The following is a 23,582-nucleotide window of genomic DNA, read 5'->3' as shown; positions in this document are numbered from 1 at the left end:
GCGGCTCAGGCAGCCAGAGCGGTCTCGATGTCGCGGCTGATGGACTCGGGCTTGTCGAGCGGCGCGTAGCGGCGGATGACCTGTCCGTCCTTGCCGATCAGGAACTTGGTGAAGTTCCACTTGATCGCCGTGCTGCCCAGGAAGCCCGGCGCTTCCTTGACCAGCCACTTGTAGAGCGGCGCGGCACCAGAGCCGTTGACGTCGATCTTCTCCATCATCGGAAAGCTGACGCCGTAGTTCTCAACGCAGAAGGCGCCGATTTCCTCGTTGGTGCCCGGGTCCTGGTTGCCGAACTGGTTGGACGGGAAACCGAGCACCGCGAGGCCCTTGCCCGAGTACTTCTCGTACAGGGCCTCCAGCCCCTCGAACTGCGGTGTGAATCCACACTTGCTGGCTGTGTTCACGATCAGCAGCACCTTGCCCTTGAACGAGGAAAGCGGCACCGGCTTGCCATCGATCTGGCGGGCTTCGAAGTCGTAGACGGTGGTCATGGCGATTCTTTCTGGAGGGAGGATGGTCGATCATCCTCGCCGGCCGGCGATCGCGCAAACGCCGACCACACCGCGGCCAGCACGATCAGCGCGCCGCCGATCCAGATCCGAGCATCCATCGTGGCCGCGCCCAGCGCCACCGACGAGCTGCTGGCAAACAGCACTTCCGACAGCATGATCACCGAGGTCGCGCTCGCTGCAAGCCGCGCTGCGCCGTACTGCAGGCAGATGTTGGCGAAGACGAATGCGACACCTAGCAGCAGGGCCCAGCCCAACCATGCGGTTGAGGCCATCGGCGGCGGGGCGATCGCGCCGAGCGCGGTCCCGGCCAGTGCCGTCGCACCGGCCACCAGAGCGCAGCCGCCGAACATCGCCAGCGCACGCGATTCGCCGGGCGCGGCGCGCAGCCGGCGCAGCAGGATGTTGGTCACCGCAAAGCTGAAACCCGCGGCGACGCCGAGCCAGTCCGGCAGGCTCGACGGTATCGGCCAGTCGGTCTCCGGCGTCTTGAGCACGACCGCCACGCCGACGAGCGCGAGCGCGACCCGTGCGAGCGCCGCCGGCGTCGGCCGCTCGCCCAGGAAGGCCCAGGCCAGCAGCACGCTCCACAGCGGCATCAGGTAGAACAGCAGCACCACGCGCACCACATCGCCCTGCGTCACCGCCCAGTTGAAGCCGACGTTGGTGAAGCCGGCCGCCAGCCCGAGCAACACGAGCCCGGGTTGCCGTACGAACACATGCCACATGCTGCGGCGCAGCAGCGCCATCACCGCGGCGATCGCGGCATAGATCAGGCACGTCGCCCACACCGGATGAAGACCGTGGCTCTCGATCTGACGGAAGGGAAACCAGGAGACGCCCCAGACGAAGGCGTTGAAGATCAGCGCAATGGCAGGCAAGACAGGATCAGTGGTGCTTGTCGCTGCGAGCGATCGCGAGCAAGTGCTCGACCTCTTCGGGGTACTTGCGCAGGTTGCTCTCGTGCCAGCGTTTGATGAGCCACATGAAGCCGGCCACCACGACGCCGAAGGCGGTAATGGCCGCATAGGCCGACAAGCCGAGGCCGGTGCACGCGCTGTAGAACGCGCCGAGGATCAGGATGCAGGATTGCTCGTTGAAGTTCTGCACCGCGATGGAGCGGCCCGCGCCCATCAGGTTGTGGCCGCGGTGTTGGAGCAGCGCGTTCATCGGCACCACGAGGAAGCCGCCCAGCCCGCCCAGCAGGATCAGGAAGGGCACGGCCAGCCAGATGTTGCCGATGAAGTTCATCCCGATCACCAGCACGCCCATGCCGATGCCCAGCGGGATCACGCGCGTCGCCATGTCGAGCCGCATGCGAACCGAAGCGACGATCGCGCCGACGGCGGTGCCGATCGCGACCACGCCCGTCAGCGACGAGGCCTGCGCGGTGTTGTAGCCCAGCGCCAGCGACGCCCACGCGAGCACGATGTACTTGAGGTTGCCGCCCGCGCCCCAGAACAGGGTCGTCGTCGCCAGGGAGATCTGTCCGAGCTTGTCGCGCCAGAGGCGTGAGTTGCAGTGCCAGAAATCAGGCAACAGCGCGGCCACGTTGCGGATGAAGCTGTGCTGCGTATTGGCGCGCAGCGGCCGCATCTCGACGCCGGTGTCGGGGATGCGCGTGTTGAACCACGCGGCCACGATGTAGACCAGGATCAGCGCGGAGATCGCTGCTTCGGGCGGTGTGTCGATGCCCGTACTGATGACGGGAAAATCCAGCGAGAGCAATTGGGTCGACAGCGCATGGCCCACGAGCTGGCCGCCGAGCACGATGCCGAGAATGATCGAGGCGATGGTCAGGCCTTCGATCCAGCCATTGGCCTTGACCAGTTGCGAGGCCGGCAGCAGTTCGGTCAGGATGCCGTACTTGGCCGGCGAGTACGCCGCGGCGCCCAGCCCGACGATGGCGTAGGCCAGCAGTGGATGCGAGCCGAACAGCATCATCACGCAGCCCACCACCTTGATCGCATTGCTGATGAACATGACCTTGCCTTTGGGCAAGGCGTCGGCGAAGGCTCCGACCAGCGGCGCGAGCGCCACATAGAAGATGGTGAAGATCGGCACCAGCGCCGCGCGTTGCCACTCGGGTGCGCCGTTGGTTCGCATCAGTTCCACGGCAGCAACGAAAAGCGCGTTGTCGGCCAGTGACGAAAAGAACTGGGCCGACATGATCGTGTAGAAACCGCGCTTCATCGATTGGCTGCTGGCCAGAAATTGAGAATGCTGGCGATAGTGGAAGAGGGGCCGCTTCCGTGGCGGCTGCGCGGTTATAGCATGGGGGTGCGGTGTCAAAATGGCATGACGCGCCTGTCACTCTGGGCGCGTTTGTGTGAGTGTTTCCTGCTTTTCACAGGGTTTTTGCCGTGCCGCGTCCGATCCTCGCCACTGTCCATGTTGCTGCACTGCGGCACAACCTCGATCGCGCTCGCCGCGCGGCGCTCGACTCCCGTGTGTGGGCTGTCGTCAAGGCCAACGCCTACGGGCACGGCATCGAGCGCGTCTTCGACGCCTTTCGCGCCGCCGACGGCTTTGCCCTGCTGGATCTGAAGGAGGCCGAACGTGTGCGCACGCTTGGCTGGCGCGGCCCGATCCTGTTGCTCGAAGGCGTGTTCGATGCGCGCGACCTGGAGTTGTGCTCGCGCCTCGATCTCTGGCATGCGGTGCACTGCGACGAGCAGATCGACATGCTGGCCGCCCACAAGACGCAGGCGCCGCAGCGCGTCTTCCTCAAGATGAACTCGGGCATGAACCGGCTCGGCTTCACGCCCGAGCGCTTCCGCTCGGCGTGGACGCGGCTGAACGCGCTGCCGCAGGTCGATGAGATCACGCTGATGACGCACTTCAGCGATGCCGACGGCGCGCGCGGCATCGACCACCAGATCGAAGTTTTCGAGCGCACCACGCAGGACCTGCCGGGCGAGCGCTCGATCGCCAACAGCGCCGCCACCTTGCGCCACGCTCCGAGCACGCGCGCCGACTGGGTGCGCCCCGGCATCCTGCTGTACGGCAGTGCGCCGGACTTTCCGGAACACGACGCCGCGCACTGGCAGCTGCAGCCCGGCATGACACTGTCGACGCAACTGATCGGCGTGCAGAACCTGAAGGCGGGCGACACCATCGGCTACGGATCGAGCTTCACCGCCGAAGGCCCGATGCGCATCGGCGTCGCGGCGGTCGGATATGCCGACGGCTACCCGCGCCACTGCACCACCGGCACGCCCGTGCTGGTGAACGGCGTGCGCACGCGCATGGTCGGCCGCGTGAGCATGGACATGATCACGGTCGACCTGACGCCGGTGCCCGATGCCGGCTTCGGCAGCGAGGTGACGCTGTGGGGCCGCGCGTCCGACGGCACGCTGCTGTCCATCGACGACGTGGCGCAGGCTGCCGGCACCGTGGGCTACGAGCTCATGTGCGCTGTCGCCATGCGGGTGCCCGCCACGGTCGATTGAAGGCGCCTGATTGAAGATCCTTTCGGACTGGCGCTCCGTGCGCTTGTGGGAGACGCAGGTCGAGCGCGACTTGCACCGAACCTACAACCTGCGATCGCACGGCCTGCTGATCGGCACCTTCACGTTGTTGTTGATGTGGATGGTGTCGCACCTGCAGATGCGCTGGGGCGTCGATTCGCTCGCGACGCGCTATTTCATGACGCTGGGCGTGGGCTACGTGGCGTACCTGCTGGTGCTCCGCTGGTGGGCTGCGCGGCTGGTGCGGCACGACACCCGCTTCGATCCCGACGTGCCGGACCCAGGCGTCGGTGACTGGCCGTCGGCGCATGGCGGCGGCATGAATTCTGGTGCCGGCGCCAGCGTCGCCGATGTGGCCGGCGGCGCACTCGACGTGGTGGCCGGCGCGGACGAGGGCGCGGTCATCGTGGTGCCGGTGCTCGCGATCTTCCTGTTCTGCGTTGCGGTCGCGTTCGGCGCGGGCGCGCTGGTGCTTCTCTATTTCGGCTGGGACGCGCTGCTTGCCGTCGCCGTGGAGGTGGCGTTCTCGTACGTGTCGGCGCGCACCGTGGTGCGCGTCGCGCGCGAAGGCTGGCTGCTCGCCGCGGTGCGGCTCACCTGGAAGCCGCTGCTGGGTGCCTTGTTGTTCGCGGTGGTGCTCGGGGCGGTGATCGACCGCTTCATGCCCAAGGCGCACTCGTTGCCCGGCGCCGTGCGGGTCCTGCTCCAGCGCTGAGCGCCGGGATTAGTACAGGCCCAGTTGCCGCGCCCGCAGCCGCGCGAGACCCAGCAACGCATCGGTGAACGGCGTCTGCACGCCGGCCCGTTGCCCCAGCTCCCGCACCGCCGAAACCAGCGCATCGAGTTCGACCGCGCGTCCCGCTTCGACGTCCTGCAGCATCGAGGTCTTGAAGGCGCCCAGCTTGCGCGTGACGGCATGCCGATCCTCGGGGCTCTCGGCGATCGGCACGCCGATGCGCGCACCGATCTCCTTGGCCTCCAGCATGATCGTGGAGATGAAGCCGCGCACCAGATCGTCGTTGAGGATGAGGTCGGTCGTGGCGCCGGTCAACGCGCTGATGGGGTTGACCGTCATGTTGCCCCAGAGCTTGTACCAGACGTCTTTCTGAATCTGCGGCGAGAGCTTGGTGTCGATGCCCGTGCGCGCCAGCAGGTCGCGCAGGGCTCCCGCACGCGGCGTCGCTTCGCCCGAGGGCTCTCCGATGATGAGTCCGTTTCCGAAGTGATGCCGCACCACGCCGGGCGCATCCAGCGAGCAGCTCGCATGCACCACGCAGCCGATCACGTGCTTCGCCGGGATGGCTGCGTCGATCTTGCCGCCCGGATCAATGGCCTCCAATTGCGCGCCGGCCAGGCTGCCGCCGAAGCCGCCTTGCAGGAACCACCACGGTACGCCGTTCATGGCCGTCAGCACGATCGTGTCGGGGCCGAGCAGTGGCGCGATCTGCTGCGCGACGGCGGGCAACGCCGGCGCCTTCACCGCCACCACCACGAGCTGCTGCACGCCCAGTGCCTTCGGATCGCTGCTCGCGTTGACCGGCACCGACACGCGCGATTCGCCGCTCACCAGCGTGAGGCCGTCGCGCTCCAATGCTTCGAACGTCCCGCCACGCGCCACCACGTCGATCTCGCAACCCGCCTGCGCGAGCTTCGCCCCGATCCAGCCGCCGATGGCGCCGGCGCCGTAGATGCAAACCTTCATGATTCAGTCAGTTCTTGTAGGAGGAATCGATGCGGTCGACTTGGCGCACAAGGGCGTCGAACACGTCCTGCCCGGCACCGTGGTTCGGATTGAATTGCAGCGCATCGCGCGTGCAGTTGCGGGCGATGTCTTCCGACACCGGAATCGCCGCGCCCATCGAGAAGGTCGCCATCTGGATCTCGCAGGCACGCTGCAGGGTCCAGAGAATCGCGAATGTCTGCGGCAGTGTCTCGCCCCACGCCAGCAGGCCGTGGTTGCGCAGGATCACCGCCTTGCGGTCGCCGATGCTCTTCAGCAGGCGAGGACCTTCGTCGGCATGGATCGTGATGCCCTCGAAGTCGTGGTACGCCACCATGTCGTGCAACTGCGCGGTATAGAAGTTGGTCTGCTGCAGTCCGCCCTGCAGGCAGGCCACCGCCACGCCCGCCGTGGTGTGCGTGTGCATGACGCAATGCGCATCAGGCAGGCCGTCGTGGATCGCGGCATGGACCGTGAAGCCGGCCGGGTTCACCGGCCAGCTCGAACCGTCGAGCACTTTGCCCTGCAGGTCGATCTTGACCAGGTTGCTGGCCGTGACCTCGCTGTAGTGCAGGCCGAAGGGGTTGATGAGGAACTGCTTCTCGCTGCCCGTCACGCTGTCGGGCAGCCGCACCGTGATGTGGTTGTAGATCATCTCGGTCCAGCCCAGCATCGCGAACACGCGGTAGCAGGCGGCGAGCTGCAGGCGCGCCGCGCGCTCGTCCGGGTGGATGTCGGGATGGCCCAGCGTCGTGATCGGCGCGGCGAGTCGGGTGTTCATAAGCAGTTCCTTGTCATGGTCAGGCCTCCGCCGTGAATCCGATCTTTTTCACGATCGGCGCCCACATGGCGGTGTCTTTCTTGAGCAGTTCGGCCAGCTCGGTCGGCGACGACCACATCGGCTCCAGCCCGAAGCCATGCAGTCCGTCGATCACTTCCTTGGTGGCCAGCGCGCTCTTCATTGCAGCGTTCAGGCGGTTCACGGTCTCCGGCGCGGCCTTGGCCGGCAGGAAGAAGGCGAACCATTCGCTGAACGCCATGTCCTTGAGCCCCTGTTCGCCGAAGGTCGGCACGTCGGGTGCGAAGCTGCTGCGCTTGGTGCCCGATACGCCCAGGATGCGAATCTTGCCGGTCGGCAGGTGCTGCGTGATGTCGCCGATCGGGCCCGAGACGGCCGAGATGTTGCCGCCGAGCAGGTCGAGCATCGCGGGCTGGGTGCCGCGGTAGGCCGCATGCTTCAGGTCCACGCCGGCGTTCTTGCCGAGCAGCGCGCCGATGAAGTGCGGCGTGGAGCCCGCGGCGGGCGAACCGAAGTTGCCGCCGGCGGGATTGGCCTTCACCCATTCCAGGAATTCCGGCACCGTCTTGACGCTCGTCGGCACGGCCGGGCCGACCGCAAAGCCGAAGTCGAAGATGCAGGCCAGCGACACCGGCGACAGATCGGTCACCGGGTCGTAGGGCAGCTTCTTGTAGATGTGCGGATAGATCGTGAGGATCGAGGTCGGCGTCTGCAGGATGGTCGCGCCGTCGGCAGGCTGGCTCTTGACGTAGGTGACGGCTATCTGGCCGCCCGCACCCGTGCGGTTCTCCACCACCACGGTCTTGGCGTAGTCCGGCGCCAGCTTGGTCGCGAGACGCCGGCAGGTCGTGTCGGAGGTGCCGCCGGCCGCGAAGCCGGTGATGATCCGGGCGGTCTCGATCGTCGTTTGCGCAAAGGCCTGCTGGCCGATGCTGGCGAGCAGCGCGGAGGCGCCGGTGGTTTGCAGCAGGCTGCGGCGGGTGAAGTTCATGCGGATGTCTCCAAGGGTGGTGCTTCAGGACTCGTCGCGCAGCCAGGTGACTGCGCCGGAGTGGGTCACGGCGCCCTGGTGGCCAGGCCGCACGGTGAGGGCATATTTTTCCAGCAAGCCGCCATGCCGCACCCCCGCGTTTACCTCACGTTTCGCGAGCCGCGCGGCGATTTCCGCGTCCGTCAGTTCCACCGCGATGCTGCGCGATTCCGCCCGCGCGTCGATCGCGATCAAGTCACCATCCACCAGCGCCGCGATCGGGCCGCCATCGGCCGCCTCCGGCCCCGCGTAGCCGATGCACAGCCCACGCGTCGCGCCGGAAAAGCGCCCGTCGGTCAGCAGCGCCACCTTGTCGCCCATGCCCTGTCCGTAGAGCAGCGCGGTGATGCCGAGCATCTCGCGCATGCCCGGGCTGCCCTTGGGGCCTTCGTTGCGGATCACGATCACGTCGCCGGGTTCGTAGCGTCGGTTCTGAACCGCCGTCTGCGCCTCTTCCTCCGAATCGAAGACGCGCGCCGGGCCACGGTGCACCAGCGTCTTCAGCCCCGCGGTCTTGAGCAGCGCGCCGTCGGGGCACAGATTGCCCTTGAGCACGGCCAGACCACCATCGCGCGAGATTGGGTCGCCCGCCTTGCGCACCACGCTGCCATCGGGTTCGGCGGCGTCGGCCACTTCCTCGGCCAGCGTGCGCCCGGTGAAAGTCATGGCGTCGCCATGCAGATAGCCCTGCGCCAGCAGCGTGCGCAGGATCACGCCGGCGCCGCCGATATAGAACACGTCGCGCGCCAGGTACTGGCCGCCCGGTCGCAGGTCGGCGATGAGCGGCGTGCGCGCGAATACCTCGGCCACGTCGTCCAGGTGGAACTTGATGCCCGCCTCGTGCGCGATCGCCGGCAGGTGCAGCGCGGCGTTGGTCGAGCCGCCGGTGGCCGACACGACGGCGCAGGCGTTTTCGAGCGCCTTGCGCGTCACGATGTCACGCGGCAGGGGGCTTTCGCCCATCACCGCCCGCATCAGCGACTTCGCGGCGCGGCGCATCAGGGGCGCTCGCTCGCTGAAGACGGCCGGCACCATGCTGGAGCCGATCGGCGCCAGGCCGAGCGCTTCGGAAACCATGCCCATGGTGTTGGCGGTGAACTGCCCCGCGCAGGCGCCCGCGGTGGGCAGGCAGGCACGGCTCATGGCTTCGAGCTCGTCGGGGGTGGCGTCGCCGGCCAGCACCTTGCCGATGGTCTCGTAGGTGTCGACGACGTTCAGGTCGCGGCCGTCCGGGCCAGGCATCTGGCCGGGCAGGGCGGACCCGCCATGCACGAACACGCTCGGCACGTTGCAGCGCACCATGCCCATCATCAGGCCCGGCAGGTTCTTGTCGCAGGCGCCGATGGCGAAGATGCCGTCCCACTGGTGGCCGCGTGTCGAGGCCTCGACGCTGTCGGCGATCAACTCGCGCGAGATCAGCGAGAAGCGCATGCCCGAATGAGCCATCGTCAGACCGTCGCTGACCGACACCACCGGGCACTCGTGCGGCGTGCCGCCGCCCGCATAGATGCCCGTCTTGGCATGCTGCGCCTGCTCGCGCAGGTTCAGGTTGCAGGGGCTCATCTCGCCGCCGGTGTGGAACACGCCGATGTGCGGGCGCGCGATGTCTTCGTCGTCCTGCCCCAGCGCATGCAGGAAGCTGCGTGTGGTCGCGCGAATCACGCCGTCGCGGATGGTCGCCGAGCGGAAGGGCTTGCGCCCGTTTGGCGAATCGGTCATCGCACTCAGTAAGTGCTGCTCGCGGGCGATGCCTTCGCGCCGTCCTTGAAGCGGGCGGCCAGCGAGGAGGTAGTCCGCACCAGCAGGTTGGTGTCGAGGCCGACGGCGACGAAGAGCGCGCCCAGGTCCAGGTACTTGCGGGCCAGCGCCTCGTCCGGCGTCAGAATGCCTGCTGCCTTGCCGGCGCGGTTGATGCGCGCGATGGCGTCTTCGATCGCCGCCTGCACCTCGGCATGGCCGGGGTTGCCCATGTGTCCCATCGACGCCGACAGGTCGGCCGGGCCGATGAACACCCCGTCGACACCGTCGACTGCCGCGATGGCGTCCAGGTTGGCGAGCGCCTCGCGCGTCTCGGCCTGCACCAGCAGGCAGACCCGGTCGTTCGCTTCCTTCGCATAGGCCGGATATCGGCCCCAGCCCGACGCCCGCGCGCCGCCCATGCCGCGGATGCCGTCGGGCGGGTAGCGCATCGCGCGCACGATGGCTTTCGCCTGCTCGGGCGTATCGACCATGGGCACCAGCAGCGTCTGCACGCCGAGGTCGAGGTACTGCTTGATCAGGGCCGTGCCGGCGTCGCCGTGGCCGAGCGGCACGCGCGCGATCGCGTTCGCGCCGGGGTATGCGGCGATCGCCTGCGCCTGCTGCAGGATGCTCTGCAGGCCGTTGGGTGAATGCTCGCCGTCGATCAGAAGCCAGTCGAAGCCGGCGCCGGCGCAGATCTCCGCGCTGTACGAATCGGCGAGGCCGAGCCAGAGGCCGATCTGGGCGCGCTTCGCGGCGAGGGCTTGCTTGAAGGGGTTCGCGGGTGTTTGCATTGGCGTCTTTCAGGTGAAGCGGAAGGCGATGGAGCCCAAGGGGCCGTAGTCGGCATGGAAGGTGTCGCCGGGCACGGCGGTCGTCGGACGCGTGAACGAGCCGCCGAGCACCACCTCGCCGGCCTCAAGGCATTCGTCCCACGGCGCGAGCTTGTTGGCGAGCCAGGCTACGCCGGTCGCGGGATGGTTGAGCACGGCGGCGGCCACGCCGGATTCCTCGATCACGCCGTTCTTGTAGAGCAGGGCGCTGACCCAGCGCAGGTCCACCGCGTCGGGCTTCACGGGGCGGCCGCCGGTCACGATGCCGGCGTTAGCCGCGTTGTCGGCGATGGTGTCGAAGACCTTGCGCATCGCCTTCGTGTGGCGATCGAACTGCTCGATGCGCGCGTCGATGATCTCGATGGCCGGCACCACGTAGTCGGTGGCCGCCAGCACGTCGAAGATTGTCACGTTCGGCCCTTGCAGCCGCTTGCCGAGCACGAAAGCCAGCTCGACCTCGATGCGCGGCGCGATGAAACGCGTGAACGGGATGTCGGCGCCCTGCTCGAAGAACATGTCGTCCAGCAGCGTTCCGTAGTCCGGTTCGGTGATCTGGCTGGCCTGCTGCATCGCGCGCGAGGTGAGGCCGATCTTGTGACCCTTGACGACGCGGCCCTCGGCGATCTTGGTCTTGACCCATTCGCGCGAGATGGCGTAGCCGTCCTCAATGGTCATCTCGGGAAAGCGCTTGGAGAAATGCTCGACCTGAACGCGCGACTTCTCGCTCTCGTGAAGTTCGGCGGCGAGTTGCTGGATGACGTTCAGGGCGAGCATGGCGGGTTCTGCTGATTATTTGGTGAAGAGCGGATGCAGGTTGCTGTGCTTGCCGTCGTAGACCTGGCCGGGGCTTTCGTCGATCTGCAGTGTGATGCCGATGTATCGCCGCGCGAAGACCGGCTCGAAATGGCGCTTCGACTGGTCGAGCAGTGCATCGCCGATGCGCTTCTTCACCGCATCGGAGCGACCGGCGGCCATCCTCACATTGAGATAGACAAAGGCGTAGTCCGCCTTGCCGTCGGCCACCGCATAGTGCGCGGCAGGGTAGGCGAGGACGCGCGTGCCCCCGGTCGGATAGACCTGCTTGCCTTCCTCGTCGCGCTGCTCGAGCATCGTGTCGGCGAGCGTGCGGCACAGCGCCGACATGTCGGTCTCGGGCTCGATGTTGGGGGTGTAGAGGATCACCAGATGAGGCATGGTTCGCGCTCCTCAGGACGTGGTGGCTGTCGCTGACAGCGGCGTGACCGGGAAGATCGCATTGATCTGCCCCGTGCCCGAGCTGCCGAAGTAGGGCGTGACGATCTCTGCCGGCGCCTCGTAACTGTCCCAGCCCAGCAGGCCGAGCAGCATCGCGGTGTCGTGCATGTCGCCTTCGCCCCAGCACTTGTCGGCATACATCGGCAGCATCCCGATGAAGGTCTTCCAGTCGCCGGCCTTCCAGAGTTCGACCACGCGATGGTCGACCTGCTCCAGGAACGGGTCGTACACCTTGTGCATGAACTCCGGCGCACGGCCGTTGTCCGCGAAGTGATGGGACAGCGATCCGCTCGCGAACACCGCCACCGTGCCGTCGTAGCGCTCCTCGATGGCGCGGCGCACCGCGAGGCCGAAGCGGCCCGACTCCTGCAGGTCGTGCCAGTCGCACCAGCCGCTGATGCTGATCACCTTGTAGTGCTGGTCAGCGTTCATGTAGCGCATGGGCACCAGCGTGCCGTACTCCAGGTCGAGCGTGGTGTCGCTGTGGGCGCGGCTCTTCACGCCCATCTCGTTCGCCATGTCGCCGATCAGGTGCCCGAGTGCCGGATTGCCCGGGTACGCATAGGGCATGTTCTTGATGAAGTGCGGTAACTCGTTGCTCGTGTAGATGCCTTCGAACTTCGGGCCGCAGTTGATGTGGTATTCGCTGTTCACCTGCCAGTGGACGTCGAAGACCACGATGGTGTCGACGCCGAGCGCGCGGCAGCGGCGGTCGATTTCCTTGTGCCCGTTGATCGCCGCATCGCGGCAGCCGAAGTTCGGGCCGGGGAACTCAGACAGGTACATCGACGGCACATGTGTGATCTTGGCTGCGAGTGCGAGCTTGCCCATGGTCAGACTCCCCAGTGCGGAATGTGATGGCTGCCCATCGAGACAGCAATGTTCTTCGGCTCGCAGAAAACTTCGTAGCTCCATGTGCCGCCTTCGCGCCCCGTGCCCGAGGCCTTGGTGCCGCCGAAGGGCTGGCGCAGGTCGCGCACGTTCTGGCTGTTGACGAAGCACATACCGGCCTCGACCGCAGCGGCCACGCGATGGGCCTTGCCGATGTTCTCGGTCCACACGTAGCTCGACAGGCCATATTGAATGTCGTTCGCGAGCCGGATCGCATCCGCCTCGTCCTGGAACGGGATCAGGCAGGCGACCGGGCCGAAGATCTCGTCCTGAGCGATCTTCATGCGGTTATCGACGTCGGCGAAGACGGTCGGCAGTACGTAGTTGCCCTTCTTCACGCGGTCGGGCAGATCGGGCGCACCGAGGCCGCCACACAGCAGCGTCGCGCCTTCCTTCGGGCCGAGTTCGATGTAGCTGCGCACCTTGGCGAGATGCGCCTGCGAAATCATCGGGCCGACGATGGTCTTCTCGTCGAGCGGGTCGCCCACCACGATGCGCTTCGCGCGCTCGGCGAACTTCGCCGCGAAGTCAGCGTAGATCGACTGCTGCACCAGGATGCGCGAGCCTGCGGTGCAGCGCTCGCCGTTGTTGCTGAAGATCATGAACACGGCCGCGTCGAGCGCGCGGTCGAGGTCGGCGTCGTCGAAGATCACGAAGGGGCTCTTGCCGCCGAGCTCCATGCTGAACTTCTTCAGGCCCGCGCTCTTGACGATGCGGTTGCCGGTCGCCGTCGATCCGGTGAAGGAAATCGCCCGGACGTCGGGGTGCGCCACCAGCGGCTCGCCGGCCTCCTTGCCGTAGCCGTGCACGAGGTTCAGCACGCCGGGCGGAATGCCGGCTTCGAGCGCCAGCTCGCCGAGACGCGCGGCCGTGAGCGGCGAGAGTTCGCTCATCTTGAGCACCGCCGTGTTGCCGAAGGCGAGGCAGGGCGCGACCTTCCATGTCGCCGTCATGAAAGGCACGTTCCAGGGCGAGATCAACGCGCACACGCCGACCGGGTGGAACAGCGTGTAGTTGAGGTGCGTGGGCGTCGGGTAGGTGTGGCCGTCCACACGGGTGCACATCTCCGCGAAATAGTAGAAGTTGTCGGCCGCGCGCGGCACCAGCTGCTTGCCGGTCTGCGCGATGACCTGGCCGCAGTCGTTGGTCTCGGTCTGCGCGATCTCCGGCACGTTCTTCGCGATCAGGTCGCCGAGCTTGCGGATCAGCTTCGCGCGTTCGGGCGCGGGCATGCCGGCCCATTTCGGGAAGGCTTCCTTGGCAGCGGCCACGGCCGCATTCACTTCGGCCTCGCCGCCCGAGGCGACTTCGGCCAGCACTTCCTGCGTGGCGGGGTTGACGGTCTGGAAGTAGTCACGGCCAGCGACCGGCTTGCCGTTGATGAGGTGATCGATCTGCATGGGATTCGTCTTTGGTGATGGATGCGCCGCTCAGCCCGCGGCGATGGTGTTGACCAGCGCGCCGATCTGCGCGATCTCGGTCACGATGACGTCGCCCGGGCGGCAGTCGACCACGCCGTCAGGCGTGCCCGTCAGGATGATGTCGCCTGGCGACAGCGTCATGAAACTGCTGAAGTACTCGATCAGGAAGGGCGCGTCGAAGATCATGTCCTTCGTGTTGCCCGACTGCGTGAGCTTGCCGTTGACGGTGGTGCTGAGCGCCAGCGCCATCGGATCTGCCACGTCCTTGGCGTCGACCAGCCAGGGGCCGATCGGCGTGCAGGTGTCGCGGTTCTTCACGCGCAGGTTGGGGCGGTACCAGTTCTCCAGGTAGTCGCGTATCGCGTAGTCGTTGGCGACCGTGTAGCCGCCGATGAAGTCGTAGGCGTCGTCGCGCTTCACCTTGCGTGCGGTCTTGCCGACGACGATCACCAGCTCGCATTCGTAGTGTATGAACTGCACGTCCGCAGGGCGGCGCGTGAGCTGGCGGTGGCCGGTCAGCGTGCTCTCGCCCTTGACGAAAACCAGCGGCTCCTCGGGCGCCTTGAACTCCAGCTCCTTGGCATGGTCGGCGTAGTTGAGCCCCAGCGCGAGGATGGTGCGCGGACGCGGCACCGGTGCCAGCGGCGGCAGCCAGGTCACGACATCGGCTGCCAGCAGCCGGCCATCGGCCAGCCTCAGTCGGCCGTCGTCCTCCACGGCGTCGTGCACCGCGCCTTCGAACAGGATGCGCGCGTGCTTCATGCCTGCTCCTTCACCAGCGTGTTGACCAGCGTCTCGAAGCCTGGCGCGCTGATCTCGATGCGGTCGCCTGGGCGCGCCAGCGGGCGGCCGGCGTCGCAGCCGAGCATCAGCACTTCGCCGTGCGCAAGCGTCATGAAGTCGCCGACATCGGCCAGCAGCTGCGAGGCGCTGCGCACCGACCGTGAGAAATCGACCGACTGCTTCAACTCGCCGTTGATGCGCACTTCGAGCTTGAACTGCGCCGGGTCGGCCACCTCCTGCGCATCGCGCATCGCCGGGCCGATGCCCAGGAAGCCGTCGACGCACTTGAACTTGACCGGCGGGCGGAAGAAGCTCGCATGCGGAATCGACAGGTCGTTCATCAGCACGAAGCCTTCGACGTCGTTGTCGGCGCCGATCACCATCGCGATGGTGGCGCCGACCTCGACCGCATCGACCTTCGCCGGCACCGTGATCGCGCTGCCGTGCGGGCTCCAGGTGTTAGCGGTCTTGACGTAGAGCACCGGCGCTTTCGGGGGGGCCTTGTAGGGCGGCTGGTTCATCTGCGGCGCCAGTGCCTCGACCTCCGCGCGGAAGTTCAGCAGCACGCCGTAGACGGTGCCTTTTGGGGTGTAGGTCATGGTTGCGGTTGTTCCAGTGCGATGAGTTCGTCGAGGAGTTGGTAGAGCTGGGTCAGCTTCTCTTTGCCCATCGCCTCTTCCATCCAGCCGTAGTGCGCCTCGATGCTGGTGGACAGCTTCGTCACCAGCTTGCGGCCGCGTGCCGTGGCTTCGACCACGGTGCGGCGCTGGTCCTCGGGGTCGCGGCTTCGCGTGATGAGTTCGTCGCGCTCCATGCGCGCGAGCACACCGGTCAGGCTCGGGCCGAGGATGAAGGCCTCGCGCGCCACGCGGCCGGTTTCGACCGCGCCGTGTTCACCGAGCACGCGCAGCACGCGCCACTGCTGGTCCGACAACGCATGCTCGCGCAGGCTGGGCCGCGTGTGGCCCATCACGGCCTCGCGAGCCTGCAGCAGCAGGCGGGGCAAGTTGCGGTGGGAGAAGGGAGTGATCATGCTGCCTCAATTTATTTAATATGTTAAATGATTGATCGAAGGACGCACTTCGGGTTAACCCTTTGGCGTATGCGCCAGCGCAGGTGTGGCAGCGCATTCGAGCCTTGAGGCGCGTCCTGGCGTGAGCCGCTGAGCGCTTCCCTACACTCGACGCATGGCCAAGGAAAAAACACTCTACGTCTGCAGCGAATGCGGCGGCACCAGCCTCAAGTGGCTCGGCAAATGCCCGAGCTGCGGCGCCTGGAACACATTGATCGAGCAAGTCGGCGCTGCTGCGGGAGGGTCGTCCAACAATCGCTTCGGCACGCAGTTCGCGGCGCTGGCGGGCTCGGCCGAACTGGCGACCCTGTCGGAGATCGAGGCCACCGACATCGCGCGCACGCCAACGGGCATCGACGAACTCGACCGCGTGCTGGGCGGCGGCATCGTGGACGGCGGCGTCACGCTCATCGGCGGCGACCCCGGCATCGGCAAATCGACGCTGCTGCTGCAGGCGGTCGACGCGCTGCAGCGTGCCGGGCGCAACGCGCTCTACGTCACCGGCGAGGAAAGCGGCGCGCAGGTCGCGCTGCGCTCACGTCGACTCGGGCTGGAACACTCGCAGGTGCAAGTGCTGGCCGAGATTCAGCTGGAGAAGATCCTTGCCACGCTCGACGCCAACCGCCCGGTGATCGCGGTCATCGACTCCATCCAGACCGTCTACTCCGACCAGCTCACTTCGGCACCCGGCTCGGTCGCCCAGGTGCGCGAGTGCGCAGCGCACCTCACTCGCTTCGCCAAGGCCAGCGGCACCGCCATCGTGCTGGTTGGCCACGTCACCAAGGAGGGCGCCCTGGCCGGCCCACGCGTGCTGGAGCACATGGTCGACACGGTGCTGTACTTCGAGGGCGACACGCATTCGAGTTTTCGCCTGGTGCGGGCCATCAAGAACCGCTTTGGCGCGGTCAACGAGATCGGCGTCTTCGCGATGACGGAGCGCGGGCTCAAGGGCGTGACGAACCCGAGCGCGATCTTCCTGAGCCAGCACGCCGAGCCGGTGCCGGGCAGCGTCGTGCTGGTCACGCTCGAAGGCACGCGGCCGATGCTGGTCGAGATCCAGGCGCTGGTCGACAACGGCGGGCCCAGCCCGCGGCGCCTGTCGGTGGGGCTGGACCGTGATCGTCTCGCCATGCTGCTCGCGGTGCTGCACAGGCATGCGGGCGTGGCCTGCATGGACCAGGACGTGTTCGTCAACGCGGTGGGCGGGGTGCGGATCAGCGAGCCTGCGGCCGACCTGGCGGTGATGCTGTCGATCACGTCGAGCCTGCGCGGGAAGCCGCTGCCCAAGGGCTTCATCGCGTTCGGTGAAGTGGGGCTGGCCGGCGAGGTGCGGCCCGCGCCGCGCGGGCAGGAGCGGCTGCGCGAAGCCGCCAAGCTCGGATTCAGCGTGGCGGTAGTGCCGAAGGCGAATGCGCCGCGCAAGGGCTCGAAAGAGATCGAGGGGCTGACGATCCATGCGGTGGAGCGGATCGAGGAGGCGTTGGATATCGTGCGGCAGATGCAGTAGCGCTGGTGCGTGAGCCACGTCATCAAAGACTTGGTCGGGTTTGGAAGCCCGAACACCCTGCGGCTTCCTCGTTCGCGTCCCAATTTTTGGCGGCTCGGACGGGACGACGAAAGTCCTGCCGGTTTGTTCGTGAGAAGTTGTCCGGTCTTCCAACCCGTTCGAGCTGCCGCCTTCGTTTGGAAGCGGAGGCGGTTGCTTTTTGCAAACGACAACTTCTAGGGAGGCCCGAATATGGCCAAGTCTGCTGCTTGCGTACGACTGCGTGCAAAGTTTTCCTGACGCCTCTCTATCTCCAAGAATTCGAGGAGTTCCCCATTCAGCCTACCGAGTTGCGCGCCTTGATGGAGGTGGTCAACGCGGAGATGGTGCGGCGAATGCAGATCGTGACCGAAGCGAGCCCGTCGGTGAGTAAGGCACGTCACTGAAGCTCGAAGACAGTCTGGTCCTTGTGCGCGGTCGTGACAGACGTGGCCTGAACATTGGCTCTGCAGCGTTGCGGTCTTTCAGCCCAGTGGAAACGGACTGTCAGGCGTCGATAGGGGCGCCGCCAGCGAGAAACGTTGAATAGCGCGAGAACTGGCCCTGCCAAAACACCCACATGGCGGCGGGCCATGGTGCGAGCGCCAGCAACTGGTTCAAGTGAATCTGGACGAGAGGCACTTCAAGCGCCAAGGAGTCGGAAGGGGCCGTATCGCGCTTCAAGGACTCGGGAGTTGCGTGCATGGAAAGTCTCCTGTTGTGAGAAGGAATGCTACGCAAGCGTCTTGGACGCCGCCTTGATGTAGCTCAAAGCACGTTCTCTTCACCTCACGTGCAGTTCGCCAACGCGCCAAAACGCGAACGCGAGTCGGCGATTCACTCCGTGGCTACTCCATCGAGGCTTCGGTTCGCGGCAGCCGGCTACATCGGGCATGGCGCCTAGTATCGAGATCTGCAGCCCACCTGTGGCAAGACTGCCGGGCAAGCACTCAACAAGGCCTGGGGTGCGGTGATTCAACAGGCGGACCGGGAAGCCTCCTACCCGTTTCGAAGGGCCGCAAAGCACGCCCGCTAGCGAGGATGGCCAATCGACCGCACGCGGCTTGGAGCGGACGAGATTCGCACGATGCCGTTGGCCTGACCTCCCGAGCGGTCGGCGAAGTCGTCGTGTCCTGCCCGGTCATTGCGGTTCTTGAGGATGTCAGCGATGAAGCGCTCTTGCGCCGGCTTGCCAAGCATCACAGCCCCGAATCCCAGTAGGGCGGGTCGCCGAATGCGGCCTTGAGCGCATCGGTCATCGCCCGCAGCTTCGCCGAGGGCGATCGTCCTTCCGGATGCGCAACGTACAGAAACTCTTCCTCCGAAGGAAGCCCGATATCGATGGCAAGCAGCCTGCCGGCACGCAAAGACTCCCCGACGATGAAAGTGGGCAGCAGCGCGATGCCCAGCCCCGTCTCGCAGGCATCCCGCATCATGTCGCCGTTGTTCACGCGCAGGGCCCGCGACGCGCGCACCGACACGAGCTCGCCATCGCGCCGGAACTGCCAGTCGGCAACGCCCCGGTTCGTGTAGAACACGCCCCGGTGGCGCTGCAGATCCTCGACGCTGGAGGGCCGGCCTTGCTTCTCGATGTAGTCCGGCGAGGCGACGAGCGCCCGGCGGCTCCGGGCCAGCGTCCACGCCACCAGGCGCGAATCGACAAGCGGCCCGCTTCGGACCACGCCGTCGTAGCCTTCCGATGCGGCGTCGACTCTTCGATCATCAAGTTCGAGCGCCAACTCGATGCCGGGATGGGCCGCGATGAACGGATACAGCGCCGGGCCCAGGTGCATGCGCCCGAAGGTGACCGGCGCGGAAATTCTCAGCGGCCCGACCAGCGTGCCGCGCCGCTGCGCCAACTCTGCGGCGGCCTCCTCGACATCTCGCATGATCGCGGAGGCGCGCGCCAGGAAGGTGCTGCCGTCTTCGGTGAGCGTCAGCTTGCGCGTCGAGCGGTGCAGAAGACGAACCCCCAGCTCCTTTTCAAGGTCGGCGAGGCGCTCGCTCACGACGGACTTGGAGAGATCCAGCCGTCGCGATGCTTCGCTGATGGAGCCTGACTCCGCGACCGCCACGAAGGTGGCCAAGCCGTCCAGCTTCACCATGCCCGATCAGGTGCGGGTGATGGATGCGCCGCCATCGACCAGCGATGCCGTGCCGGTGACGAACGACGAGTCGTCCGAGGCCAGGTAGAGCACGGAGCGGGCCAGTTCCTCCGGCGTCGCCACGCGCTTGAGCGCGTGGAGGTTCGTGACGAAGGACTGCGACTCCTTGGTGTTGTTCATGCTGCGGTACATGTCGGTGTCGACGGCACCCGGCAGGATCGCATTCACGCGCACTCTTTGCGGCCCGTATTCGGCGGCAAGTGCCTGGGTAAGGCCGATGAGGCCGGCCTTGCTCGCCGCATAGGCAGCCACGCCCGGGAACGCAAAGGTGTGGCCGACGAAGGTGGAGGTGAAGATGACCGAGCCGCCGCCGTTCTCCAGCATCTGCGCGACCTGGTGCTTGGCGCCGAGGAAGGCGCCGGTCAGGTTGATCGCCAGGGTGTCGGTCCAGCCGGCTTCCGAGATCCCCGTGCTGGGGCCGCCTTCGCCGAGGGTGCCCGCGTTGTTGAAGGCGATGTCGAGGCGGCCGTAAGTCGAAACGGCCAACGCGACGAGGGCGCGCGCATAGTCTTCGGAGCGCACGTCGCCGGCGAGTGCGACGGCATGGCCTCCGGCGGCGCGAATTTCTTCGACGAGTTTTTCGAGTTCGGCTGCCCGGCGCGCGCCGACGACCAGTTTGGCGCCTTCCGCCGCGAAAAGCTTGGCGGTTGCATGGCCGATGCCGGCGCTGGCGCCGGTGATGAGAGCTACTTTTCCTTCGAGACGGTTCACGGTTCGATCCTTGGGTTGCTGATCGAGGCGATCAGATGCAGTCAGTATGGGGACCGGAAAGTGTTCGCGCTAGACGTCGAATGTCGTTTCTGGCTTCCGGAAAAACCGAACAAACGGGATTGCTTCGGTAGGTGATTGTCACTTTTGGTGAATATTTGTTCATCAAAAAGCCGGAAAGCTCTAAGATCGCGCCGTGAAACCCAAGGACGACGAAAAGCTCCGCGCCATCGCCGAGGCCACGTTCACGCTGGTCGAGCAGACCGGCCTGAGCGGCCTGACCATGGCCGCCATTGCGCGCGAGGCCGGCTTGGCCACGGGCACGCTGTACGTCTACTTCAAGTCGAAGGAAGAGTTGATGGTCGCGCTCTACGAGCAGGCCAAGACGATGACTGCCGCCAGCCTCATGCACGGCGACGACCCGAAAGCGCCGTTTCGCAGCCGCTTCCGGCACATGTGGATGAACTGGCTCGAACACCGCCTGACACACTATGCGCAGGTCGTTTTCCTGGAGCAGTACTACAACTCGCCCTGGTTCAGCGAGGAGAGCCGCAATCTCTCCGCCCGGCTCATCAAGGACTGGGTCGATCTGATCGAGTCGGCCAAGGCGCACCAGATCCTGAAGGACGTGCCCACCGTCCTGCTCATCAACAGCTTCGGCGGCTCGGTGCGCGAGACCGCCAACCTCATTCGCTCCGGCGCACTGGCCCGTACCGACGCCAACCTGTCGATGGCCTTCGGCCTCTGTTGGGACGGCATCAAGGCCTGAGTCGCTTGACCTGGGCCGGGCACAGGTCTATTGTTTGGCCGAACCGATATTCACCGAAGAAGAGAAAGCCCCACCATGACCACCCTGAACATCAACGGCAAGGACCGGCAGGTCGACGCCGATCCTTCGACCCCCATCCTCTGGGCCCTGCGCGACACGCTGGGCATGACCGGCACCAAGTTCGGCTGCGGCGCGGCGCTGTGCGGCGCCTGCACCGTGCACCTCAACGGCCAGGCGATCCGCTCGTGCGTGACGCCGATCTCCGCCGCGGCGGGCCAGAAGATCACCACCATTGAAGCGGTCACCGATGGCGGCGACAAGGTCGGCAAGGCCGTTCACGACGCCTGGGTCAAGCATGACGTGGCGCAGTGCGGCTACTGCCAGAGCGGCCAGATCATGTCGGCCACCGCCTTCCTGAAGACCATCGCGCCCGGCAAGCTGCCCAGCGAAGCCGAGATCGATTCGGCCATGGCGGGCAACATCTGCCGCTGCGGCACCTACGCGCGCATCCGCGCCGCCGTCGCCGACGCCGCCAAGACGCTGGCTTGAAGAAGGAGACCACCATGAACTTCGATCAAGCCACTTTCGAGCTGCCCGCCAACCTCCGCGTGCTGATGACGCGCATCGAGGACACCACTGAACCCAGCGGCCTGCCGCGTCGCAGCTTCCTCAAGCTCACGGCGGTGAGCGGCTTCGCGCTCGGCGTCTTCCCGATGGGCGCGCTCGCGCAGGACACGAGCGCAGCGGCCGCCAAGCCGGCAGGCCTGAAGCCGCTGCAGCAGCCGGCGGCTTTCGTGCGCATCGACCGCGACGGCACCACCACCATCACCATCAACCGGCTCGACTTCGGGCAGGGCGTGCAGACCGGATTGCCGATGATCCTGGCGGAAGAACTCGACGCCGACTGGTCCAAGGTCCGAAGCGTTCACGGCACCAACGACCCGGCTTATGTCGACCCTGCCTTCGGCATGCACATCACGGGCGGCTCGGGTTCGATCAAGAACTCGTACACGCAATACCGCGAACTCGGCGCCCGCACCCGCGCCATGCTGGTCAGCGCGGCGGCGGCACAGTGGAAGGTGGATGCCGCGACGCTGCAAACGCGCAGTGGCGTCGTCATCGGCCCCGGCGGCAAGCAGCTCGGCTACGGCGAACTGGCCGAAGCGGCAATGAAGCTGCCCGTGCCCGAGACCGTCAAGCTCAAGGACCCGAAGGACTTCCGCCTCATCGGCAAGCCCACCGGACGGCTCGACGCGCAGGCCAAGTCCAGCGGCCAGCAGAACTACGGCATCGACATGCGCCTGCCCGGCATGCTGACCGCCGTCGTGTCCCATCCGCCGGTGTTCGGCGCCAAGCTCAAGTCGGTGGACGACAGCGCCGCGAAGGCGATCAAGGGCGTCAAGGCCGTGCTGCGTGTACCGCTGGACCGCGGCGCCGAAGGCGTGGCCGTGGTCGCCGACGGCTACTGGGCCGCCAAACAGGGCCGCGATGCGCTCAGGCTCGAATGGGACAACAGCGGCGTCGAGAAGGTCGACAGCGAGAAGCAGCTCGCGCAATACCGCGAACTCGCGAAGCGGCCGGGCAAGCGCAAGTACGACGCCGACGTCTCGAAGCTCGCCGGAGCCCCGCACAAGATCGAGGCCGAGTTCGTCTTCCCCTACCTCGCGCACGCGCCGATGGAGCCGCTCAACTGCACCGTCAGCTTGGCCGGAGGCAAGGCGGAAGTGTGGACGGGCACGCAGATGCCGGGCATCGACGGCATGGCCGCCGCCAAGGTGCTGGGTGTGCCGCCGGAGAACGTCAAGGTCCACGTGCTGATGGCGGGCGGCGGCTTCGGCCGTCGCGGCCTGCTGACCAGCGACTACGTGGCCGAGGCCTGCGGCGTCGTCAAGGCCGCGCAGGCCGCGGGCATTGCCGCGCCGATCCGCACGCTGTGGAGCCGCGAGGACGACATCAAGGGCGGCTACTACCGCCCCATGCACCTTCACACCGCGAAGCTCGGCTTCGACGCGCAGGGCAAGGTCACCGGCTGGGACCACGTCATCGTCGGCCAGTCGCTGCTGATGGGCAGCATGTTCGAGCCGATGATGGTCAAGGACGGCATCGACGCCACCGCCGTCGAAGGCATGAAGGAGCCCTACGACGTGCCGATGCGGCTCACGGTGCATCACCCCAAGCTCAACGTGCCGGTGCTCTGGTGGCGCAGCGTGGGCTCGACCCACACCGCGTTCGTCATGGAAACGCTGCTCGACGAGATCGCCCGTACTACGAAGCAAGATCCGGTCGCCTACCGCATGAAGCTCATCGGCGACCAGCACCCGCGCCACAAGGCGGCACTGCAACTGGCGGTGGACAAGTCCGGCTACGGCAAGAAGAAGCTCGGAGCGGGACGCGCCTGGGGCGTGGCGGTGCACGAATCCTTCAACTCGGTGGTGGCGTATGTCGTCGAAGCCTCGGTGAAGGACGGCACGCCCATCCTTCACAACGTGACGGCGGGCGTGCACTGCAATCTCGTGGTCAACCCGAAGAGCGTGGAGGCGCAAGTGCAGGGCGGCGCGGTGATGGGGCTGTCGATGTGCCTGCCCGGCGCGGCGATCACGCTGAAGGATGGGGTGGTGCAGCAGAGCAACTTCGGTGACTTCGTCGTGCCGCGCATGACCGACATGCCGCAGATTGCGGTGCACATCGTGCCGAGTGCCGATGCGCCTACCGGCATGGGTGAGCCAGGGCTTCCGCCGCTGGCGCCGGCGTTTGCGAATGCGGTGGCGGCGATCACTGGGAAGGCGGTGCGGGAGTTGCCTTTCAAGTTGGGTTGAAGGGTTAATTTCGGCCGCCAGTTGCAAATAGCGCTGGCATACTGCGGAAGTCACGTCGACAAAGGACGTGATCGGGT

24 protein-coding genes are annotated in these 23,582 nt (G+C 66.4%); 6 read left to right on the top strand and 18 right to left on the bottom strand.

Translation table 11 applies throughout. From position 1 onward, the window contains the following. Positions 1-5: 5 nt before the first annotated feature. Genes QTI24_RS28270 through lplT form a run of 3 tightly spaced genes read right to left on the bottom strand, consistent with a single transcriptional unit; the run spans position 6 to position 2,702 of the window. Positions 6-491, bottom strand: coding sequence for a glutathione peroxidase (locus QTI24_RS28270; protein ID WP_286604988.1), 486 nt, complete (start codon positions 489-491; stop codon positions 6-8). After that, positions 488-1,390: a DMT family transporter gene (locus QTI24_RS28265; RefSeq protein WP_286604987.1), complete on the bottom strand. Its 903-nt coding sequence runs from the start codon at positions 1,388-1,390 to the stop codon at positions 488-490. The genes QTI24_RS28270 and QTI24_RS28265 overlap by 4 nt, the downstream gene beginning before the upstream one ends. Positions 1,391-1,397: 7 nt before the next feature. After that, positions 1,398-2,702, bottom strand: coding sequence for a lysophospholipid transporter LplT (lplT, locus tag QTI24_RS28260; protein ID WP_286604986.1), 1,305 nt, complete (start codon positions 2,700-2,702; stop codon positions 1,398-1,400). Between the two features lie 170 nt (positions 2,703-2,872). Here lplT and alr point away from each other — a divergent pair, with 170 nt between their 5' ends. Beyond that, positions 2,873-3,961 (top strand): alanine racemase, encoded by a 1,089-nt coding sequence (alr, locus tag QTI24_RS28255; protein ID WP_286604983.1) that lies wholly within the window; start codon positions 2,873-2,875, stop codon positions 3,959-3,961. 10 nt (positions 3,962-3,971) lie between these two features. Next, positions 3,972-4,694 (top strand): hypothetical protein, encoded by a 723-nt coding sequence (locus QTI24_RS28250; protein WP_286604981.1) that lies wholly within the window; start codon positions 3,972-3,974, stop codon positions 4,692-4,694. Between the two features lie 9 nt (positions 4,695-4,703). On the opposite strand, the gene QTI24_RS28245 is transcribed toward QTI24_RS28250, so the two are convergent. From QTI24_RS28245 to hpaR, 12 genes are read right to left on the bottom strand one after another with little or no spacing between them, the layout of a single operon-like run. Next, entirely contained in the window at positions 4,704-5,681 is a 978-nt protein-coding gene (locus QTI24_RS28245; protein WP_286604979.1) for a 2-dehydropantoate 2-reductase, read from the bottom strand. 7 nt (positions 5,682-5,688) lie between these two features. After that, the gene (locus QTI24_RS28240) at positions 5,689-6,480 is read right to left on the bottom strand and encodes a class II aldolase/adducin family protein (RefSeq protein ID WP_286604977.1); all 792 of its coding nucleotides are present in this window, start codon (positions 6,478-6,480) and stop codon (positions 5,689-5,691) included. Between the two features lie 19 nt (positions 6,481-6,499). After that, entirely contained in the window at positions 6,500-7,489 is a 990-nt protein-coding gene (locus tag QTI24_RS28235; RefSeq protein ID WP_286604975.1) for a Bug family tripartite tricarboxylate transporter substrate binding protein, read from the bottom strand. 24 nt (positions 7,490-7,513) lie between these two features. Beyond that, on the bottom strand, positions 7,514-9,247 hold the full coding sequence (gene ilvD, locus QTI24_RS28230) for a dihydroxy-acid dehydratase (protein WP_286604973.1): 1,734 nt from the start codon (positions 9,245-9,247) through the stop codon (positions 7,514-7,516). A gap of 5 nt (positions 9,248-9,252) precedes the next feature. Continuing rightward, on the bottom strand, positions 9,253-10,062 hold the full coding sequence (gene hpaI / locus QTI24_RS28225) for a 4-hydroxy-2-oxoheptanedioate aldolase (RefSeq protein ID WP_286604971.1): 810 nt from the start codon (positions 10,060-10,062) through the stop codon (positions 9,253-9,255). 9 nt (positions 10,063-10,071) lie between these two features. Next, on the bottom strand, positions 10,072-10,875 hold the full coding sequence (hpaH, locus tag QTI24_RS28220) for a 2-oxo-hept-4-ene-1,7-dioate hydratase (protein WP_286604970.1): 804 nt from the start codon (positions 10,873-10,875) through the stop codon (positions 10,072-10,074). A gap of 15 nt (positions 10,876-10,890) precedes the next feature. Continuing rightward, positions 10,891-11,295, bottom strand: a complete 405-nt coding sequence (locus QTI24_RS28215; protein WP_286604969.1) for a 5-carboxymethyl-2-hydroxymuconate Delta-isomerase — start codon at positions 11,293-11,295, stop codon at positions 10,891-10,893. 12 nt (positions 11,296-11,307) lie between these two features. Next, on the bottom strand, positions 11,308-12,186 hold the full coding sequence (hpaD, locus tag QTI24_RS28210) for a 3,4-dihydroxyphenylacetate 2,3-dioxygenase (protein ID WP_286604967.1): 879 nt from the start codon (positions 12,184-12,186) through the stop codon (positions 11,308-11,310). Positions 12,187-12,188: 2 nt separating this feature from the next. Further along, positions 12,189-13,646, bottom strand: a complete 1,458-nt coding sequence (gene hpaE, locus QTI24_RS28205) for a 5-carboxymethyl-2-hydroxymuconate semialdehyde dehydrogenase (RefSeq protein ID WP_286604965.1) — start codon at positions 13,644-13,646, stop codon at positions 12,189-12,191. A 30-nt stretch (positions 13,647-13,676) separates the two neighbouring features. Continuing rightward, entirely contained in the window at positions 13,677-14,429 is a 753-nt protein-coding gene (locus QTI24_RS28200) for a fumarylacetoacetate hydrolase family protein (protein WP_286604963.1), read from the bottom strand. Next, on the bottom strand, positions 14,426-15,049 hold the full coding sequence (locus tag QTI24_RS28195) for a fumarylacetoacetate hydrolase family protein (protein WP_286604961.1): 624 nt from the start codon (positions 15,047-15,049) through the stop codon (positions 14,426-14,428). The genes QTI24_RS28200 and QTI24_RS28195 overlap by 4 nt, the downstream gene beginning before the upstream one ends. After that, on the bottom strand, positions 15,046-15,483 hold the full coding sequence (gene hpaR / locus QTI24_RS28190; protein ID WP_286604959.1) for a homoprotocatechuate degradation operon regulator HpaR: 438 nt from the start codon (positions 15,481-15,483) through the stop codon (positions 15,046-15,048). Before hpaR ends, QTI24_RS28195 begins: the two co-directional genes overlap by 4 nt. 154 nt (positions 15,484-15,637) lie before the next feature. On the opposite strand from hpaR, the gene radA reads away from it, so the two are divergent. Further along, positions 15,638-17,029, top strand: a complete 1,392-nt coding sequence (radA, locus tag QTI24_RS28185) for a DNA repair protein RadA (protein WP_286604958.1) — start codon at positions 15,638-15,640, stop codon at positions 17,027-17,029. A gap of 525 nt (positions 17,030-17,554) precedes the next feature. Here radA and QTI24_RS28180 read toward each other — a convergent pair. From QTI24_RS28180 to QTI24_RS28170, 3 genes are all read right to left on the bottom strand, one after another. After that, a complete protein-coding gene (locus QTI24_RS28180) occupies positions 17,555-17,752 on the bottom strand; it encodes a hypothetical protein (protein WP_286604957.1) in 198 nt (65 codons plus the stop codon). A 494-nt stretch (positions 17,753-18,246) separates the two neighbouring features. Continuing rightward, positions 18,247-19,152, bottom strand: coding sequence for a LysR family transcriptional regulator (locus QTI24_RS28175; protein ID WP_286604955.1), 906 nt, complete (start codon positions 19,150-19,152; stop codon positions 18,247-18,249). A 6-nt stretch (positions 19,153-19,158) separates the two neighbouring features. Beyond that, a complete protein-coding gene (locus QTI24_RS28170; RefSeq protein ID WP_286604953.1) occupies positions 19,159-19,923 on the bottom strand; it encodes an SDR family oxidoreductase in 765 nt (254 codons plus the stop codon). A 193-nt stretch (positions 19,924-20,116) separates the two neighbouring features. Between QTI24_RS28170 and QTI24_RS28165 the strand changes: the two genes are divergently transcribed. From QTI24_RS28165 to QTI24_RS28155, 3 genes are all read left to right on the top strand, one after another. Beyond that, the gene (locus QTI24_RS28165; protein WP_286604952.1) at positions 20,117-20,689 is read left to right on the top strand and encodes a TetR/AcrR family transcriptional regulator; all 573 of its coding nucleotides are present in this window, start codon (positions 20,117-20,119) and stop codon (positions 20,687-20,689) included. Positions 20,690-20,764: 75 nt separating this feature from the next. Beyond that, the gene (locus QTI24_RS28160; RefSeq protein ID WP_286604950.1) at positions 20,765-21,238 is read left to right on the top strand and encodes a (2Fe-2S)-binding protein; all 474 of its coding nucleotides are present in this window, start codon (positions 20,765-20,767) and stop codon (positions 21,236-21,238) included. A 14-nt stretch (positions 21,239-21,252) separates the two neighbouring features. Continuing rightward, positions 21,253-23,505 carry a xanthine dehydrogenase family protein molybdopterin-binding subunit gene (locus QTI24_RS28155; RefSeq protein ID WP_503011324.1) on the top strand — a complete coding sequence of 751 codons (2,253 nt, stop codon included), beginning with the start codon at positions 21,253-21,255 and terminating at the stop codon, positions 23,503-23,505. Positions 23,506-23,582 lie beyond the last annotated feature (77 nt).

The organism is Variovorax sp. J22P240, assembly GCF_030316855.1.
Classification (GTDB): Bacteria; Pseudomonadota; Gammaproteobacteria; order Burkholderiales; family Burkholderiaceae_C; genus Variovorax.
This window is presented reverse-complemented; position numbering and strand designations above follow the sequence as displayed.

Excerpts from the sequence above, each read along its gene's own strand:
- hpaR (WP_286604959.1), bottom strand. The coding sequence starts at position 15,483 with ATGATCACTCCCTTCTCCCACCGCAACTTGCCCCGCCTGCTGCTGCAG.
- QTI24_RS28175 (WP_286604955.1), bottom strand. The coding sequence starts at position 19,152 with ATGGTGAAGCTGGACGGCTTGGCCACCTTCGTGGCGGTCGCGGAGTCA.
- QTI24_RS28235 (WP_286604975.1), bottom strand. The coding sequence starts at position 7,489 with ATGAACTTCACCCGCCGCAGCCTGCTGCAAACCACCGGCGCCTCCGCG.
- hpaD (WP_286604967.1), bottom strand. The coding sequence starts at position 12,186 with ATGGGCAAGCTCGCACTCGCAGCCAAGATCACACATGTGCCGTCGATG.
- QTI24_RS28195 (WP_286604961.1), bottom strand. The coding sequence starts at position 15,049 with ATGACCTACACCCCAAAAGGCACCGTCTACGGCGTGCTGCTGAACTTC.
- QTI24_RS28200 (WP_286604963.1), bottom strand. The coding sequence starts at position 14,429 with ATGAAGCACGCGCGCATCCTGTTCGAAGGCGCGGTGCACGACGCCGTG.
- QTI24_RS28270 (WP_286604988.1), bottom strand. The coding sequence starts at position 491 with ATGACCACCGTCTACGACTTCGAAGCCCGCCAGATCGATGGCAAGCCG.
- lplT (WP_286604986.1), bottom strand. The coding sequence starts at position 2,702 with ATGAAGCGCGGTTTCTACACGATCATGTCGGCCCAGTTCTTTTCGTCA.
- radA (WP_286604958.1), top strand. The coding sequence starts at position 15,638 with ATGGCCAAGGAAAAAACACTCTACGTCTGCAGCGAATGCGGCGGCACC.
- QTI24_RS28180 (WP_286604957.1), bottom strand. The coding sequence starts at position 17,752 with ATGCACGCAACTCCCGAGTCCTTGAAGCGCGATACGGCCCCTTCCGAC.
- QTI24_RS28215 (WP_286604969.1), bottom strand. The coding sequence starts at position 11,295 with ATGCCTCATCTGGTGATCCTCTACACCCCCAACATCGAGCCCGAGACC.
- hpaH (WP_286604970.1), bottom strand. The coding sequence starts at position 10,875 with ATGCTCGCCCTGAACGTCATCCAGCAACTCGCCGCCGAACTTCACGAG.
- hpaE (WP_286604965.1), bottom strand. The coding sequence starts at position 13,646 with ATGCAGATCGATCACCTCATCAACGGCAAGCCGGTCGCTGGCCGTGAC.
- hpaI (WP_286604971.1), bottom strand. The coding sequence starts at position 10,062 with ATGCAAACACCCGCGAACCCCTTCAAGCAAGCCCTCGCCGCGAAGCGC.
- QTI24_RS28160 (WP_286604950.1), top strand. The coding sequence starts at position 20,765 with ATGACCACCCTGAACATCAACGGCAAGGACCGGCAGGTCGACGCCGAT.
- QTI24_RS28240 (WP_286604977.1), bottom strand. The coding sequence starts at position 6,480 with ATGAACACCCGACTCGCCGCGCCGATCACGACGCTGGGCCATCCCGAC.
- ilvD (WP_286604973.1), bottom strand. The coding sequence starts at position 9,247 with ATGACCGATTCGCCAAACGGGCGCAAGCCCTTCCGCTCGGCGACCATC.
- QTI24_RS28245 (WP_286604979.1), bottom strand. The coding sequence starts at position 5,681 with ATGAAGGTTTGCATCTACGGCGCCGGCGCCATCGGCGGCTGGATCGGG.
- QTI24_RS28155 (WP_503011324.1), top strand. The coding sequence starts at position 21,253 with ATGAACTTCGATCAAGCCACTTTCGAGCTGCCCGCCAACCTCCGCGTG.